We start from the raw sequence: 14,715 nt of genomic DNA on the forward strand, positions 1-14,715 counted from the left end.
TCTTCGGTCAAGTTTTTGATATGGGTCGACATTAAGCGAAACATTCCCACCGGCGCCAGAGCCCCCGCGCGGCTCAATCCCCGTCGATCCGTTCCACGCGGATGGTCTGCCCGATCAGCTCTGCGGCCCCGAAGATCGTCATGAAGGCGATGTCCGTCGCGTCCCTGCCGATCGCGATCCGCACCAGCCCATCGAGCGGGGCCAGTTCGGTCGGGTCGACCAGATACCAGTCGCCCGCCAGCCAGATTTCGACCACGGCATGAAAGTCCGGTGGGTCGAGCCGCCAGGCATAGGCCGACGCCAGCCGTGCGGGCACGCCCGCCGCCCGTGCCAGGCTGGCGAGCAGGTGGGCGAAGTCCCGACAGACGCCCTGTCTGGAGACGAACACGTCGACCGCCGTGGTCCGCACGTCGGTGGAACCCGGACGATAATCGAGATGCTCGCGAATCCAGCGAGCCATGGCGAGGATCTTCCGGCCGTGATTGTCGCCCGGAAACTCACGCGCGACGAAGGCCTCGAACCGGTCCGCCTCGCAATAGCGGCTGGGCCACAGATAGGGGATGACCTCCGGCGGCAATTCTCGGCGCGGAGTGATCGGCAATTCGTCGATCGTCACCGGGCGCCGGTCGACCTCCACCACGGCCTGGTAATGCGCATGGAAATCGCCGTCCGCGCGCATCCACCGGCGCCGGCCGACGCCATCCTCCCCGGCGATGGCGCGCAGCGGACCGATACCGTCGATCGCCAGCCGGTCGTCGATCGGCGTCTGGTCGGGCAGCTCTGCGGCTTCGATCATCAGCAGAACATCGACCGGCTCGCTCATCGCATAGCGAAGATCCGCATCGATCCGCAAACGCATGGCCGTGCTCCCTGCCGGCGCGAAGCATGGCCAGCCGAGCGAATGACCCCGATGGAGCGGGAAAGTTCCACATCCATCCCTGGACGCCCCGAATCAGGTCAGCGCGGCCAGCCCCAGCACCGCGGCCTCGATCCGCCGCCGGTCCTCCTCGCCGGCCGGCCGCCCCTCCCGCCGCGCGGCGATCAGCCGGTCGAGCCAGGCGGGGCCGAACTCGAAATGATGGTCGACGCACAGGCTTTCGACCGCCCGGCGCACGTCGCGCCCGCAATCGTCGAGGATCGCCAGCCGCCGGTTGAGCGCCGCCTCGAGCTGCGCGGCGCGCTCGATGTCGCCCGTCGCGCCAAACCGTACCACGCCGCGTCCGGCGAGCTCGCGATAAAGGCCGCCGCTCGGCGCCAGCTCGGCATAATGCGCCCAGTAGAGCTTGAAGAGCACCCGCCCCGCGTCGCGCATCGCCGCGCCGTCGCGCACCGGATGGGCGAGCAGGTCCGCCAGCCAGGCGCGGCCGACCGCGTCGACCGCCTGGCCATGGTCGCCGGTCCCGATCGCCGCGGCGGCCTCCTCAGCCTTGCCGCGCTGCCACAGCCGCTGCGTGGCTGGGTCGAGCGGCCCGGCGCGCAGCGCGCGGTGCAGCCGCAACTCCGCCGTCCCACGATCGAGACGCGGCCCGCCGATGGCGATCAGCCGCCCCGCCTTGTTCCGTGCCCCCGCCTTGCGCTTGCGTCCCGCTCTGGCCATGCCCGATCTCGCTCCTCGTCGCTGGTCGCCGGTCGTCCCGCCGACAAATTGGTTGAACAATCTTGCACAAGATTTACGGATATCCTCGACCGATGGCCGAGGAGTGAGTCGATGTCCCTGCCTTTCGAACGCATGCGCCTGCTGCGCGCCCGATCCGGGCTCTCGATGCGCGCCTTCGCGGCGCTGCTGGGAAGCCCGCTCGACACCCGCTATGCCTATTATGAGGAACGCCGTTTCACCGGCCTCCTCCCGATCGACGCCGCCCGCCGGATCGCCGCCGCGCTTCACCCCCATGGCGTCGAACCTCGCGAGGTGCTGGCGCTCGCCGGCCTGTCCGACGACGAGGCCGCAGCCGACGTCGCCGCCCAGGCGCCCACCGTCCAATATCTCCGCCTCGACGTCGCCTTTCCTAGTGAAGAAGCCCTGACCCGCATGTTCGAGACCATGCTGGAGGACGAGGTCCCCGCCGGCCGTCGCGACGCGCTCGCGCAAACGCTTGCGCGGCGTCTGCCATCCGCGCTTCAGCGCGCGACAACATCGCCGCCCGTGCCGGTTCGGGCGCATTGGCCTGCTCCCGGCGAAGACGCTGCATCGCCTGCCAGGCGTCGTGGGCCTCGCCGGCCAGGATCGCACATCTGATGTCGCAGGCCGGGCAGTTGAGATGGCAGCCCGGCGACGCCCGATAGACCGGTTCGCCCATGGATCGACTCGCGCTTGTTCTTGTTATGTTCGATCCTATCCATCCGATCCTACATGTCTAGGATTTTTCCTATCGATGGCGCAAAAAAAATGCCCGCGGCGGGGAAACCGCGGGCAGGCCGAGCCTATCGGACCCGGCGGGGAACGTCGCGAATCGAACGATAGGGTTGCATGGCGGCCGAGGCGGAACCCGCCTGGGGATCGGTGCCGCCGGACATGATGGCGGCCGGCTCCGCCCGGAAGGACGGGGCGATCATCCAGGCCGGCGGCCGAGGCCGCTGCTGTTCGATGAGGGGAAGCCCCATCCGGGCGAGGGCGTCGAAGGGAAGGTCCTCCGCCTGCTCTACCCAGTCCGTCGTCATCATGTTCATCGCGACTCACCTTTGCCCATAGCGTCCGCCTCTCCGCTGTGCGCCTCAATGGTAAACAAGAAAATAGGACTTCCGTCGAAGTTACAATTGTTCACACCATGACAGCCAAACCCTTCATTTGATTGCTTAACAGCTTTTAACAAATGGACCGGGCAGCGGACCTCGGGTCCCAGAATCTAGATTGACTTTGTACAAGAATATTGTATATACAGCATGACTCTTTCCGGAGCCGTGATGACCTTCCAACCAATCATCGACACCGGTTGCCGCGAGGTGATCGAGATCGACGCGCTCCAGCGCGCGCTGCGTAATCTCCGCCATTGGTCGGCGACGGCGGCGGCCCGTCGCGGCTATGCCGACGATCGCGACCGGCGCCTGTTCGCCACCGCCGCCGGATTGCGCGACGCGGCCTGGGCCGACTGTCTTCACGCCGCCTATGATCTGTTCGAGATCGACGCGATCCACGGCGCCTGGATCGATGCGGGCGGGCGCGAGGCATGAGCGACGGCACGGCACATCGCGGCCTCCGGCTCGCCTCGGTCCTGTCCGCCATCGCGCAGGCGGAGGAGGATGCCCGCCATCACGACCTGTCGCCGGGCAACCGCGACCGGCATGCCGAGGCCGCGCAGCGGGCGGACCACTGCGCGGAGACGAGCCGCTTGCTCGCCCGCCGGTTGATCGAGGACGCCTTTCCGGGAGTGAGTTGGGCGATGATCGAACGCGCCGCCCTTTAGAGCGATTTCTAGGCAGATGGAAACATCTGCCGACTCGGAAATCGCGGTAAAACAACAGCCTAGAGCGGCCGATCCGATGCAATCGGATCGTGAACCGCTCTAGGCTCGAGACTCGATCAGCACCACCATAGGATGGTGGCGGCGAACATTTGCAGATGGCGTTCCGGTCGAAGTCCGTAGCCTATGGCTCCACCTGATCGAACGCGATCACTTCGGGATTGCCTGCTATCAAGGGGAAGTCCGCGACCCGTTGGACGATCTTCCATTCGCCCTGCGCGCGTCGCCAGGTATCGCTATACTCGCCACTCGTGTCGAACCATTCACCAGCGGTTTCGCCCTTCCCGCAATGTCTCGCCTGGACATAGCTGAAGCTGATCGGCGCGGAGGGATCGGTCAGATCGATCACGATGCTGCCAAGCAAGTGCTGGGATGGGCCGCACAGATCGAGATGACGGCGAAAGAGATCGCGCAATGCGGGCAGCCCTGCCCCCTTACGCCCTTCCCCATAATCGAAAGCGACCTCGGCGGAAAACACCCGGTCGAGCGCTCCCCAGCTCTTCCTGTCCAAAAGTCGGGCGAAATTGCCCAACTGGTCCGTGATGGCCGCGCGAATATCACCGCTCATGATCGCGTCCCTTTCCACAGGATATCGAAGGCAACGGGTCGCCCGGTCGGGTGAACGGAATAGCCGTTGCCTTCAGGAAGCGGCGGCCCGCAGGCGGGCGCGGGTCTATTCTGCGGCGCCCAGTTCGATGATGGAACAGACCTTGTCCAGGCCGAGGACGTGAGCGACCCGGCCGGTCGCGATGAAAGACGCCACGCATTGGCTGAGGTCGACGATTTCCTCATCCGAGAATGCGCGTTTGGTCCTTTCCCAGAAGATATCGTCCTTCGCCAGGGCTTGCGGCTCGATGCAGAAGCGTTCCGCATATTCGATGGCCAGCCTCTCACGTTCGCTATAGGCCGGATATGATTTCCAGTTCGTTATATTCTGGTAGAATTCTTCGTCTGGAGCGGCGCCATTTTCGATTACCGTATTGGATGAATCAACGCCCGATGATTTATAGAAATCCTGCAAATCCCTTTTGGCGCGAAACGCTCGACAAACCATGCATCCGTTGATTTCAGCCGTACGCGCCCTGGCGCCTTCGAATATGCGCAACGGCAATTTTGTTTTCTTGTAGACAGTTTGCGAAAAACCATTGGATGCCCTGACCATCTCCGGCGAAAAATAATCTCCCAGGCTGGAGAAAGGATCAGGATTGTCATCCGGTATCGATATACGCATCATTTTCTCCTGAAATATTTATTATCTATTATAAAACAACGCGATGATCCGATCGAATAGGGATGTCATGGGAGCGGCCTGCCGCGAAGGCCTAGCCCTCCAAAATGGCCATCTCATAACTTTGACAGAGGGGCATTTCCGACAGCATGCCTCGACCGACCAGCTGCACGCGATTGAGCCAGGAAAAGTCTTCATGGCGCGGGTCGATCTCGATTTGTCCGGAAAGCATGACCGGCGCTTCGCCGCGGAGATGCGCCTCCATTTCGCCGACAGAAATATACTGGAAGTAGAATGGCGTGCCGTCACCGGCCTGCAACGACATTCGCACGGTTACATGAGCGGCGTGGGCGCCTTGAAGATAGCTGCCCATGCCCACATGCATGCTGACATCGCCCAATAGTTCGTTGCGCCATTCGAGCCGGCCGAGACGCGCTGCCAGTCTCATCGCGATGGGGCCGTCATGGCGGATCGAAAAATCGGGAAATATCCTCATGATCCCAAAGGGGCGCAACGCCATGGACATGCGGATTCGTTCCTCTCCATTATCCGGATCTCAGCGGTATCGATGTTCTTTTTGCGGATATCGCGTGTGGAAAATTGACGCCGCGCAAAGTTACATTCAACTCGCTTTCCCGATATCTGCACCGCTTCCGTCGTGCGGCTGCTCCCGCGAAGCATCCCATTCCATTTCAGGCGGAACGACCGACGGACCGAGGTCGACAGGACCATGGGACGGCGAACAAGGCCGCTCGTCCTTGAAGCGATTTCCAGGGGAATGGAAACATCCGGCGATCCAGAAACCGCTGCAGGACAAATATCCGGAGCGACCGACCTGCTTCGATCGGATCGCAAATCGCCCTAAACGGTCACCAGCTTGATGCCGGTGATGAACAGCACCACCGCCAGGCAGCGCTGGATGATCCGCTCGTCCAGCCACAGGGTCAACCGCGATCCGATGACGATGCCGGGGATCGATCCGATCAGCAGCATGCCGAGCAGCCGCAGGTCGACGCTTCCGGCGATCAGATAGCCGATCCCTCCGACCAGGGTGAGCGGCACCGCGTGCATGATGTCGGTGCCGACCAGTTTCCGCGCGGTCAGCCGTAGCGGATAGAGCATCAGCAGCAGCGTCGCCCCAACGCCCCCGCCCCGACCGACGTCAGCGTGACGAGCGTCCTGAGCACCGCCCCGCCGCGACGGTCAGACCGGCTGGAACCGGATGAAACGGCGCGCCTTCACCTCGTCGTCGGTGTCGATCATCGCGTGGACGAGCCGGCGGCGGAACAGCGTCGCGAACGAGGTTATGATCAGCATGCCGCCGAGCAGGGTGACGATGAACCCGCTCTTCTCCTGATGCCCGCCGAACTCGAAGAGCAGCACCAGCGTCAGCACCGCTGCGGGGATGCTGCCCAGGCACAGCCAGCCGACGATGCGATGGTCGGCACTGTTCTGCCGGTGGTGGACGATCGACCCGACCGTCTTGGTCGCCGCGGCGAACCACAGGTCGGTGCCGACCGCCGTCGCCGGGGCGACACCGAACAGCAGGATCAGGATGGGCGACATCAGCGATCCGCCGCCGACGCCCGTCATGCCGACGATGGTCCCGACCAGCAGGCCGGCGAGCGCATTGAGCCAATCCACGGGAATCATCGGCGGAGTGATCTCCGGCGAGGTGCCGCACCTCCGGGACGAGGTCGACGGGGCAGATCAGCAAATCGGTCAGCCATGATCCGCATCGTTGTAGCTGGAAGACGATCCGTCAATCCGTGAACGATGGCGGCGCGCGACCCCAGGCGGGCGGCGATCGCGATCGGGCCTGTGCCGGCCAGCCGCTCGAGTTGGTCCATGTGCCCCTTCACGGACCTGCCTCTACCCACAGCGCCACCGCCGCGCGCCAAAGGAAAAATTGCCCCGCGCCTAGGAAATGTGCGGCTTGCCGCCCCCCAACGGCAAAGGCCGCCAGGGAAGGCTGGAGGACCTTCGTCTGGCGGCCTTGCTGGAGGCCATCGATGGCGCCCGGATCAGCGGGCGGCGAGCTTCAGCTCCGAACCCTGGCCGGTCATGGCCAGCTTGGCCTTGGCGGCGCCGATCGCATCCTGGCGGCAATTGGCGACCTTGATGCTGGTGGCGACGTCGGCCTGGCCGCAAACCTCATAAGCCGCGCGGCGGATGCGGGCGTCGAGGCGGGCGGCACCGGCCTCGCTCTGGATGTCGAGATCGCCATAGGCGACCGGAACGCTGACCGGCTCGGCCCGCAGCGGGGTCGCCGCGGCGACGGTGACGAAGGTGGCGACCAGGGCGAAGGTGCCGGCGACGGTGTTCTTGAAGGTCTGCATTGTAACGTCCCTTTCGATGTGCGTTGTGGATGCACATCTCTCAGCAGGAACCGTGCCAAATGCATTTCCCCTGAAAAAACTGTGATTTTTTAAAAACAGCCACCGAATTTATCGCCAAATATTGTCATAATTATCCAATTTCTGGCGCATCACACCCCACTCAGCGCGACCGGATCGATTGACGATCGAACATCCAGCCGGGATATTCCGCCGGCAGCGCGCCGGCAGCGTCGAGCGCCGCCAGCTCGTCCGCGCTCAGCACCACCTTGGTCGATGCGATATTGTCGGCGAGTTGGTCGGCGCGCCTGGCGCCGATGATCACGCTGGTGACGGCGGGCTGGTGCAGCAGCCAGGCCAGCGCGATCTGCGCCACCGAGACGCCCTTCGCGGCGGCGATCGGACGCATCGCGTCGATCACGCCTCGCGCGCGCCCGCGATCGACCGGCGGGAAATCGAAGTCGGCGCGACGCCCCTCGCCGCTCGTCTCGTTGCCGATGTCGAACTTGCCGGACAACAGGCCGCCCGCGAGCGGGCTCCACACCATCAGGCCCAGCCCCTCCGATCGCATCATCGGCACCAGTTCGCGCTCGAGGTCGCGGCCCGCGATCGAATAATAGGCCTGGAGCGAGGCGAAGCCCGCGAGCCCGCGCCGCTCGCTGATGCCCAGCGCCTTGACGATCTGCCACGCCGCCCAGTTGGACACGCCGACATAACGGACATGGCCGTGGCGCACGAGCGTATCGAGCGCCTCGATCGTCTCCTCGATCGGCGTCGTCGCGTCGAAGCCGTGGACCTGGTAGAGGTCGATATGATCGAGGCCGAGCCGGGTCAGGCTGGCCTTGACCGCCTCCATGATGTGATAGCGCGACAGACCGACCTGGTTGGGTCCCTTCCCCATCCGCCCCATCACCTTGGTCGCGACGACGATCTCGTCGCGCGCGATGCCGAGGTTGCGGATCGCCTGCCCGGTGATCCGCTCGGACCGGCCTTCGCCATAGACGTTGGCGGTGTCGACGAAGTTGATCCCCGCGTCGAGCGACTGGCGCAGCAGCTGGTCGACGTCGCCCTGCTGGAGATTGCCGATCGGTGCCCACATCCCCTCGGAACCGCCGCCGAAGGTCATCGTGCCGAGGCAGAGCTCGGAGACGTGGAGGCCGGTCCGGCCCAGGGGTTTGTAGCGCATCGCGTCGTCTCCTCAGCTTGGCGGCCGGGGGAGAGCCCGCACCGCCGGTTCAGCGGCGCCGCAGCGCCGTCACCTCGATCTCCACCTTCATCTCGGGCTTGATCAGCCCGACGATGAGGGCGGTCGCCGCCGGGCGGATTTCGCCGAACACCTCGCCCAGCACCGGCCCGACCTCGTCCCAATAATCGGCCCGCGTGAAATAATAGGTAGCGCGGACCACGTCGGCCATCGCGAAACCGGCACCGTCCAGCGTCCGGGCGATCAGCGCCAGCGCATTGCGCGCCTGGTCGGCGGCGCTGTCGGGCATGACCCGCGTCTCGGGATCATAGCCCGTGGTTCCGGCCACGAACGCCCAGTCGCCGTCGACCAGCGCCCGGCTGTAGCCAACCTGTTTCTCGAACGGCGATCCCGAGGAGATCAGGTGGCGCGTCACCGTTCTTCTCCCGCATAGACGATCCTGAGCTTCGCCACGGCGGCGCAGGCCGCGGCGCGGGCGTCGTCGGCCGTCCCGTCGCGGGCCAGCGCCAGCGCCACGCCCATGCGGCGGTTCGGCCGGGTGACGGGCTTGCTGAACAGCCGCACGTCGGTCTCGACGCCGGCCGCCGGCGCGAGGGCCTCCGCCAGCCCCTCGATCCGGAAGTCCTCGGCATGGCGATCGGCGAGCAGGACCGCCGAGGCCGCCGCGCCGTTGAGGTGGATATGCGGAATCGGCAGGCCGAGGACCGCGCGGGCGTGCAGGTCGAACTCGGTCAGGTTCTGCGAGATCAGCGTCACCATGCCGGTGTCGTGCGGTCGCGGCGACAGCTCGGAGAAGATCACCTGCTCTCCGGCGACGAAGAACTCGACCCCGAACAGGCCATAGCCGCCGAGATCGTCGACCACCTTGCGCGCCATGTCCTGCGCGGCGGCGAGCGCGGTCTTCGACATCGGCGTCGGCTGCCAGCTCTCGCGATAGTCGCCCAGTTCCTGGCGATGCCCGATCGGCTCGCAGAACAGCACGCCCTGCCGCGTCCGGATCGTCAGCAGCGTGATCTCATAGTCGAAGGCGATGAACGCCTCGACGATCACCCGCTGCCGGTCGCCCCGCATCCCTTCGACCGCATAGTCCCAGGCGGCGTCGACGGCCTCCTCGGCGGTGACGATGCTCTGCCCCTTGCCCGACGAGGACATCACCGGCTTCACCACGCAGGGTATGCCGACCGCCTTCACCGCCGCGCGCATCTCGTCGAGCGTCTCGGCATAGAGGAAGCGCGAGGTGGCGAGGCCCAGCTCGTTCGCGGCGACGTCGCGGATGCGGTCGCGGTTCATCGTCAGCATCGTCGCGCGCGCCGACGGCACCACCGAATAGCCCTTGTCCTCGAAATCCTGGAGCACCTCGGTGCGGATCGCCTCGACCTCTGGGACGATATGGTCGGGCCGGTGCTTCTCGATCACCGCCGCGAGCGCCTCGCCGTCGAGCATCGACAGGACCTCATAGTCGTCGGCGACCTGCATCGCCGGCGCCCTCTCATAGGAATCGCAGGCGATGACATAGGCGCCCAGCCGTTTGGCGGCGATGGCGAACTCGCGGCCGAGCTCACCCGAACCGAGCAGCAATATCCTGGCGACAGGCCTCATAGGGGGAATCTCCTCGCGGACGGCGCATAGACAGGAAAAGGCCGCAGGTGAAGCGGCCGCGCTTCGACCAATGGCCTATCGCCACGGTGCAACTTCATTTTACGCCACATTCCGGAAGGGCTATGACGTCCTGGGGTTTTCGGGGGGAGTTTCCGGCTCGGTGTCGGTGGATTTCTTCATCTTCGCGGTGCTGCTGCTCGTCAACGGCCTGCTCGCGGTGGCAATGCTGCTCGCGGCGCGGACATTGGGCCAGCCGAAGATGGCGATGCTGCTCGCCGGCGCCTTTGGCGGCAACGTGCTGCTCTATGCGAGCGACGCCACCTACTTCTTCCTCTTCAAGGGCAATAGCTGGGTCAACCTGGCGGTCAGCTCGATCGCGATGACCCCGCCCATCCTCGCCGCCATGGCCTATCGGATGCGATCGGGCCTCCCTTCCCGCGTGGTCCCGCTGATCGCGACCCATGTCGCCGCTCTGCTGCTGATCCTCTGGTACAGCATCGGCGATCCCGATCGGGGGATGCGCAGCGCCATCGTCCCGCTCTACGCTTCGGCGGTGCTGCTGTTCGGCGTGACGACCGCGCTCGCGCATCCCGGCCGCAAGCTGCGGCTGGGGGAACGGCCGATCATCTTCACCTGCTTCGGTCTCGCCGCGGTCGAGCTGGCCGGCGGCATCGTGCTGGCGGCGATGGGCAATGGCGAGTCGGCCGTCCTCGACCGCGCCTATACCTACATCGTCTTCCTCGGCCTGCCGGCGATGACGGTCGGGGCCGGCATCTTCTCGCTCTACCTGATGGGCGGCGACCTTGCCGAAAAGCTGCGCCTGACCGCCGAGACCGACTCGCTGACCGGCGCGCCGAACCGGCGGGCGGTCGAGGCCGCGGGCATCCGCATGATGGAAGAGGCCCGCGCCACCGGCCGGCCACTGTCGATCGCGATCTGCGACGTCGACCATTTCAAGGAGATCAACGACCTCCACGGCCATGGCCATGGCGACGAGGTGCTGTGCCGCCTCACCGACCTGTTCCGCGACCAGCTCGGCGCCGCCGACCATTATGGTCGCTTCGGCGGCGAGGAATTCGTCCTGCTCTTTCCCGGCAGCGACGCCGAGACGGCCCGCATCCTGGTCGAGGCGCTTCGCACGCGGATCATGGCGGTGCAGATCGGCGACCTGCCGCTGCGGCTGACCGCCAGCTTCGGCGTCGCGGCGATGGGGGCCGACGACCATATCCTCGCCGACATCCTCAAGCGCGCCGACCGGGCGCTCTACGCGTCGAAGGAGAACGGGCGGAACCGGACGACCGTCGATCGCCAGGCCCAGCCCGCCTTCTGATCAGCCGAGCGTCTTCTCATAGGCGTCGGGCTTGAAGCCGACGAGCAGCTCGCCGCCGGCGTCGAGCACCGGCCGCTTGATCATCGACGGCTGCGCTTCCATCAGCGCGATCGCCTTGGCCTCGTCGATATCAGCGCGGTCGGCGTCGGGCAGCTTGCGGAAGGTGGTGCCGGCACGGTTGAGCAGCACCTCCCAACCGACCACGCCGGCCCATTTCTTCAGCGTCGCCCGATCGATCCCCGACGCCTTGTAGTCGTGGAAATCATAGCCGACGCAGCGCCCTTCGAGCCAGGTCCGCGCCTTCTTGATCGTGTCGCAATTCTTGATGCCGTACATGGTGATCGTCATCGGTCAGCATTCCCCTCGCGGTGTTTTCCACATGTCATCCCAGCGAAAGCTGGGATCTCCCTTTCTGCTCAAAAGGCAGCGAGATTCCAGCGTTCGCTGGAATGACGAGCGAAATCCTACAGCACATATTTCGACAGGTCGGTGTTCCGCGCCACCTCGCGAAGCTGCGCGTCGACATAGGCCGCGTCGATCGTCAGCGCCGTGCCCTTGCGGTCCTCGGCGTCGAAGCTCACCTCCTCGAGCAGCTTCTCCATCACCGTCGACAGCCGGCGCGCGCCGATATTCTCGATCTGGCCGTTCACCTCGGCGGCGATCTTCGCGATCGCGGCGATGCCGTCGTCGGTGAAGCCGATCTCGACGCCCTCGGTGCCGATCAGCGCGCGATATTGCTCGGTCAGGCTCGCCCGCGTGTCGGACAGGATGCGGACGAAATCCGCCTCGGTCAGCGCCTTGAGCTCGACCCGGATCGGCAGGCGCCCCTGCAGTTCGGGCAGCAGGTCCGACGGCTTGGCGACATGGAAGGCGCCCGACGCGATGAACAGGATATGGTCGGTCTTGAGCGGCCCATATTTGGTCGCGACCGTCGTTCCCTCGATCAGCGGCAGCAGGTCGCGCTGCACGCCCTCGCGGCTCACCGATCCGCCGCGCACGTCGCTGACCGCGATCTTGTCGATCTCGTCGAGGAAGACGATGCCGTTCTGCTCGGCATCCTGCAACGCCACCCGGCTCACCTCGTCCTGGTCGAGCCGCTTGTCGGCCTCCTCGTCGACCAGCTTGGACCAGGCGGCGCGGACCGTCATCTTGCGGCGCTTGGTGCGGCCCTGGCCGAACGCCTTGCCCATCATGTCGCCCAGGTTGATCATGCCGACCTGTCCGCCCATGCCGGGGATCTCCAGCGGCATGCCGCCGCTATCCTCGACCTCGATCTCGATCTCCTTGTCGTCGAGCTGGTGATCCTCGAAGCGCTGGCGGAACGCCATCCGGGTCGCCTCGCTCGCATCCTTGCCGACCAGCGCGTCGAGCAGGCGCGCCATCGCCGCCTCCTCGGCCTTGTCCTTCACCGCCGCGCGGCGACGCTCCTTCTCCAGCCGCACCGCCTCCTCGACCAGGTCGCGGGCGATCTGCTCGACGTCGCGGCCGACATAGCCGACCTCGGTGAACTTGGTCGCCTCGACCTTGACGAAGGGCGCATCGGCCAGCTTGGCGAGCCTGCGGCTGATCTCGGTCTTGCCGCAGCCGGTCGGCCCGATCATCAGGATGTTCTTGGGCGTCACCTCGTCGCGGAGGGTCTCGGGCAGCCGCTGCCGGCGCCAGCGGTTGCGCAGCGCGACCGCGACGGCCTTCTTCGCGTCGGCCTGGCCGACGATATGCGCGTCGAGCGCGGCGACGATCGCCTTGGGGGTGAGATTGTCGTTCATTCTTCGGGGTGCTTTCGTTCGTCGGGGACGCCGGGCCGTCAGGCGGCGCTGTCGAGCGTCTCGATCGTCAGGCTGTCGTTGGTGAAGACGCACAGGTCGGCGGCGATCGCCATCGCCTTGCGGCAGATCGTCTCGGCATCGGCCTCATAATCGACCAGCGCGCGCGCCGCCGACAGGGCGAAATTGCCGCCCGACCCGATCGCCGCGACCCCGCCCACCGGCTCGAGCACGTCGCCATTGCCGGTCAGGATCAGGGTGACCTCCCTGTCGGCGACGATCATCATCGCCTCCAGGTTGCGGAGATATTTGTCGGTCCGCCAGTCCTTGGCCAGCTCGACCGCGGCGCGCAGCAGTTGCCCGCCATGCTGCTCCAGCTTGCGTTCGAGCCGGTCGAACAGGGTGAAGGCGTCGGCCGTCGCGCCCGCGAAGCCGCCGATCACCGATCCGTCGCCCAGCTTGCGGACCTTGCGGGCGTTGGGCTTCATCACCGTATTGCCCATCGATACCTGGCCGTCGCCGATGACGACCACCTTGCCGCCCTTGCGCACCGACAGGATCGTGGTGCCGTGCCATTTGGGGAGTTCGCTCATATCCGTCCTATTAGCGATTTCGAGGCTGAAGCAACCAGCCGGCGTGGAAATCGCGCCCTACTCCATGCTTTGCAGGGGCGGATATGGGGTGGCTGTCCGGCGAGTGCAATCGCGATCAGTTTCGCCCCAGAAACATGAAGCAGGCGGCGCCGATCATGCAGGCGAAGGCGCCCAGGTGGCGCCAGCCGAGCTGCTCGCCCAGCACGACCACGGCGAACAGCGCGAACACCAGCAGCGTCACGATCTCCTGGGTGATCTTGAGCTGGCCCGCGGTCCAGCCGTGCAGATAGCCGATCCGGTTGGCCGGCACCGCGAAGCAATATTCGATCAGCGCGATGCCCCAGGAGGCGAGGATCACGATCCACAGCCGCGCGTCGGTGAACTTCAGATGGCCGTACCAGGCGACCGTCATGAAGATGTTGGAGCAGATCAGGAGCAACAGCGGCGTCAGCGTCATGACCGATGCCATGACGCCGAACGCTGCCGTTGAAAAGGGGTCAGGCGGCCTGCGGGAACAGGGTCGAGCGACGCTGCTGGCGCAGCATGTGGCCGACCAGCCCGAAACCGACCAGCAGCATCAGCCAGGTGCCGGGTTCCGGCGCGGTGATCGGATTGCCGCCACCGCCGCTGACCAGCGATCCGAGGCCGAGGCCCGAGCTCGATCCGTTGACCGTCGGGTTGATCGACTGGAAGCGGACCGCGAAATTGTCGAACGTCACGGCTTCCATGACATTGGCGAAGGTGATCGCGAAGGTCCCGGTTCCCGATTGGTCGGGATTGGACGTCAGGCCTCCGGGGCCGCCGTTGCACTGGCCGTTGCTCGTCGCGATGAAGCAGAGGTCGAGCGTCCCGTAGCTCGGGAACTGGCCGTCCTGGTCGGTGTACGGATAGACGCCGGTCGCCGTCAGGCTGGTCACCGTGCCGCTGGTGTCGAAGCCGAACGAACGGATGCGCGAATCGACGATCGAATCGTTCGTCATCGTGTAGCTGAAATTATAGGTCAGCCCGTTGTTGGTCACGCCGTTGAAGGTGAAGTCGGCGAACGCGCTCACCTGGTTCGTCGACGCGTTGTTGACGTAACCCGTATAATCTATGGAGAAATTATAGCCGCTATTGGCCGAATTGATGATCACGGCCGCCGACAGCGGCATGGCCGAGGACAGGATAGCAGCGGCCGCCACAGCCGCCTTTCGAATCATACGCA

19 protein-coding genes and 1 pseudogene are annotated in these 14,715 nt (G+C 65.4%); 4 read left to right on the forward strand and 16 right to left on the reverse strand.

The features are described from left to right. Nucleotides 1-73 precede the first annotated feature (73 nt). Both HRJ34_RS09800 and HRJ34_RS09805 read right to left on the reverse strand, forming a co-directional pair. On the reverse strand, nt 74-859 hold the full coding sequence (locus HRJ34_RS09800) for a transglutaminase-like domain-containing protein (protein WP_208633975.1): 786 nt from the start codon (nt 857-859) through the stop codon (nt 74-76). 93 nt (nt 860-952) lie between these two features. Then, nucleotides 953-1,597, reverse strand: coding sequence for a hypothetical protein (locus HRJ34_RS09805; protein ID WP_029994890.1), 645 nt, complete (start codon nt 1,595-1,597; stop codon nt 953-955). A gap of 111 nt (nt 1,598-1,708) precedes the next feature. Here HRJ34_RS09805 and HRJ34_RS09810 point away from each other — a divergent pair, with 111 nt between their 5' ends. After that, on the forward strand, nt 1,709-2,236 hold the full coding sequence (locus tag HRJ34_RS09810) for a hypothetical protein (protein ID WP_016745958.1): 528 nt from the start codon (nt 1,709-1,711) through the stop codon (nt 2,234-2,236). A gap of 185 nt (nt 2,237-2,421) precedes the next feature. On the opposite strand, the gene HRJ34_RS09815 is transcribed toward HRJ34_RS09810, so the two are convergent. Continuing rightward, nucleotides 2,422-2,667, reverse strand: a complete 246-nt coding sequence (locus HRJ34_RS09815; protein ID WP_012050565.1) for a hypothetical protein — start codon at nt 2,665-2,667, stop codon at nt 2,422-2,424. Between the two features lie 234 nt (nt 2,668-2,901). Between HRJ34_RS09815 and HRJ34_RS09820 the strand changes: the two genes are divergently transcribed. Next, complete coding sequence (locus tag HRJ34_RS09820) at nt 2,902-3,168, forward strand: hypothetical protein (RefSeq protein WP_012050564.1); 267 nt, start codon at nt 2,902-2,904, stop codon at nt 3,166-3,168. Then, nucleotides 3,165-3,401, forward strand: a complete 237-nt coding sequence (locus HRJ34_RS09825) for a hypothetical protein (protein ID WP_016745960.1) — start codon at nt 3,165-3,167, stop codon at nt 3,399-3,401. Before HRJ34_RS09820 ends, HRJ34_RS09825 begins: the two co-directional genes overlap by 4 nt. Before the next feature lie 181 nt (nt 3,402-3,582). Here HRJ34_RS09825 and HRJ34_RS09830 read toward each other — a convergent pair whose 3' ends face one another. From HRJ34_RS09830 to purT, 8 genes and pseudogenes are all read right to left on the reverse strand, one after another. Then, nucleotides 3,583-4,026, reverse strand: a complete 444-nt coding sequence (locus HRJ34_RS09830; RefSeq protein WP_041379820.1) for a nuclear transport factor 2 family protein — start codon at nt 4,024-4,026, stop codon at nt 3,583-3,585. Nucleotides 4,027-4,131: 105 nt separating this feature from the next. Further along, nucleotides 4,132-4,689: a carboxymuconolactone decarboxylase family protein gene (locus tag HRJ34_RS09835; protein ID WP_029994886.1), complete on the reverse strand. Its 558-nt coding sequence runs from the start codon at nt 4,687-4,689 to the stop codon at nt 4,132-4,134. A gap of 91 nt (nt 4,690-4,780) precedes the next feature. Further along, the gene (locus tag HRJ34_RS09840; protein WP_041379383.1) at nt 4,781-5,212 is read right to left on the reverse strand and encodes a DUF3237 domain-containing protein; all 432 of its coding nucleotides are present in this window, start codon (nt 5,210-5,212) and stop codon (nt 4,781-4,783) included. A 335-nt stretch (nt 5,213-5,547) separates the two neighbouring features. Beyond that, a pseudogene (locus HRJ34_RS09845) lies at nt 5,548-6,339 on the reverse strand (sulfite exporter TauE/SafE family protein). A gap of 371 nt (nt 6,340-6,710) precedes the next feature. Further along, nucleotides 6,711-7,025, reverse strand: coding sequence for a UrcA family protein (locus HRJ34_RS09850; RefSeq protein WP_029994884.1), 315 nt, complete (start codon nt 7,023-7,025; stop codon nt 6,711-6,713). 160 nt (nt 7,026-7,185) lie between these two features. After that, complete coding sequence (locus tag HRJ34_RS09855; protein ID WP_029994883.1) at nt 7,186-8,208, reverse strand: aldo/keto reductase; 1,023 nt, start codon at nt 8,206-8,208, stop codon at nt 7,186-7,188. A gap of 49 nt (nt 8,209-8,257) precedes the next feature. After that, nucleotides 8,258-8,641, reverse strand: coding sequence for a RidA family protein (locus HRJ34_RS09860; protein WP_012050557.1), 384 nt, complete (start codon nt 8,639-8,641; stop codon nt 8,258-8,260). Beyond that, complete coding sequence (gene purT / locus HRJ34_RS09865; protein ID WP_030090427.1) at nt 8,638-9,825, reverse strand: formate-dependent phosphoribosylglycinamide formyltransferase; 1,188 nt, start codon at nt 9,823-9,825, stop codon at nt 8,638-8,640. Before purT ends, HRJ34_RS09860 begins: the two co-directional genes overlap by 4 nt. 160 nt (nt 9,826-9,985) lie before the next feature. On the opposite strand from purT, the gene HRJ34_RS09870 reads away from it, so the two are divergent. Continuing rightward, nucleotides 9,986-11,155, forward strand: a complete 1,170-nt coding sequence (locus HRJ34_RS09870) for a GGDEF domain-containing protein (protein WP_226949120.1) — start codon at nt 9,986-9,988, stop codon at nt 11,153-11,155. Here HRJ34_RS09870 and HRJ34_RS09875 read toward each other — a convergent pair whose 3' ends face one another. The 5 genes from HRJ34_RS09875 to HRJ34_RS09895 form a co-directional block, all read right to left on the reverse strand. Beyond that, nucleotides 11,156-11,503, reverse strand: a complete 348-nt coding sequence (locus tag HRJ34_RS09875) for an ArsC family reductase (protein WP_208633976.1) — start codon at nt 11,501-11,503, stop codon at nt 11,156-11,158. It lies immediately after the preceding gene. Between the two features lie 116 nt (nt 11,504-11,619). After that, nucleotides 11,620-12,921: an ATP-dependent protease ATPase subunit HslU gene (hslU, locus tag HRJ34_RS09880; RefSeq protein WP_012050553.1), complete on the reverse strand. Its 1,302-nt coding sequence runs from the start codon at nt 12,919-12,921 to the stop codon at nt 11,620-11,622. 38 nt (nt 12,922-12,959) lie between these two features. Further along, nucleotides 12,960-13,511, reverse strand: a complete 552-nt coding sequence (hslV, locus tag HRJ34_RS09885; protein ID WP_012050552.1) for an ATP-dependent protease subunit HslV — start codon at nt 13,509-13,511, stop codon at nt 12,960-12,962. Between the two features lie 115 nt (nt 13,512-13,626). After that, entirely contained in the window at nt 13,627-13,980 is a 354-nt protein-coding gene (locus tag HRJ34_RS09890) for a DMT family protein (RefSeq protein WP_012050551.1), read from the reverse strand. A 28-nt stretch (nt 13,981-14,008) separates the two neighbouring features. Further along, a complete protein-coding gene (locus HRJ34_RS09895) occupies nt 14,009-14,692 on the reverse strand; it encodes a cistern family PEP-CTERM protein (RefSeq protein ID WP_226949121.1) in 684 nt (227 codons plus the stop codon). Between the last annotated feature and the right edge of the window lie 23 nt (nt 14,693-14,715).

This window comes from Rhizorhabdus wittichii (genome assembly GCF_017607425.1).
GTDB classification, from domain to species: Bacteria; Pseudomonadota; Alphaproteobacteria; order Sphingomonadales; family Sphingomonadaceae; genus Rhizorhabdus; species Rhizorhabdus wittichii.

Bases quoted from the DNA above. Each gene is read 5' to 3' on its own strand.
- HRJ34_RS09800 (WP_208633975.1), bottom strand. From the start codon at position 859: ATGCGTTTGCGGATCGATGCGGATCTTCGCTATGCGATGAGCGAGCCG.
- HRJ34_RS09805 (WP_029994890.1), bottom strand. From the start codon at position 1,597: ATGGCCAGAGCGGGACGCAAGCGCAAGGCGGGGGCACGGAACAAGGCG.
- HRJ34_RS09810 (WP_016745958.1), top strand. From the start codon at position 1,709: ATGTCCCTGCCTTTCGAACGCATGCGCCTGCTGCGCGCCCGATCCGGG.
- HRJ34_RS09815 (WP_012050565.1), bottom strand. From the start codon at position 2,667: ATGAACATGATGACGACGGACTGGGTAGAGCAGGCGGAGGACCTTCCC.
- HRJ34_RS09820 (WP_012050564.1), top strand. From the start codon at position 2,902: ATGACCTTCCAACCAATCATCGACACCGGTTGCCGCGAGGTGATCGAG.
- HRJ34_RS09825 (WP_016745960.1), top strand. From the start codon at position 3,165: ATGAGCGACGGCACGGCACATCGCGGCCTCCGGCTCGCCTCGGTCCTG.
- HRJ34_RS09830 (WP_041379820.1), bottom strand. From the start codon at position 4,026: ATGAGCGGTGATATTCGCGCGGCCATCACGGACCAGTTGGGCAATTTC.
- HRJ34_RS09835 (WP_029994886.1), bottom strand. From the start codon at position 4,689: ATGCGTATATCGATACCGGATGACAATCCTGATCCTTTCTCCAGCCTG.
- HRJ34_RS09840 (WP_041379383.1), bottom strand. From the start codon at position 5,212: ATGTCCATGGCGTTGCGCCCCTTTGGGATCATGAGGATATTTCCCGAT.
- HRJ34_RS09850 (WP_029994884.1), bottom strand. From the start codon at position 7,025: ATGCAGACCTTCAAGAACACCGTCGCCGGCACCTTCGCCCTGGTCGCC.
- HRJ34_RS09855 (WP_029994883.1), bottom strand. From the start codon at position 8,208: ATGCGCTACAAACCCCTGGGCCGGACCGGCCTCCACGTCTCCGAGCTC.
- purT (WP_030090427.1), bottom strand. From the start codon at position 9,825: ATGAGGCCTGTCGCCAGGATATTGCTGCTCGGTTCGGGTGAGCTCGGC.
- HRJ34_RS09875 (WP_208633976.1), bottom strand. From the start codon at position 11,503: ATGACGATCACCATGTACGGCATCAAGAATTGCGACACGATCAAGAAG.
- hslU (WP_012050553.1), bottom strand. From the start codon at position 12,921: ATGAACGACAATCTCACCCCCAAGGCGATCGTCGCCGCGCTCGACGCG.
- hslV (WP_012050552.1), bottom strand. From the start codon at position 13,511: ATGAGCGAACTCCCCAAATGGCACGGCACCACGATCCTGTCGGTGCGC.
- HRJ34_RS09890 (WP_012050551.1), bottom strand. From the start codon at position 13,980: ATGGCATCGGTCATGACGCTGACGCCGCTGTTGCTCCTGATCTGCTCC.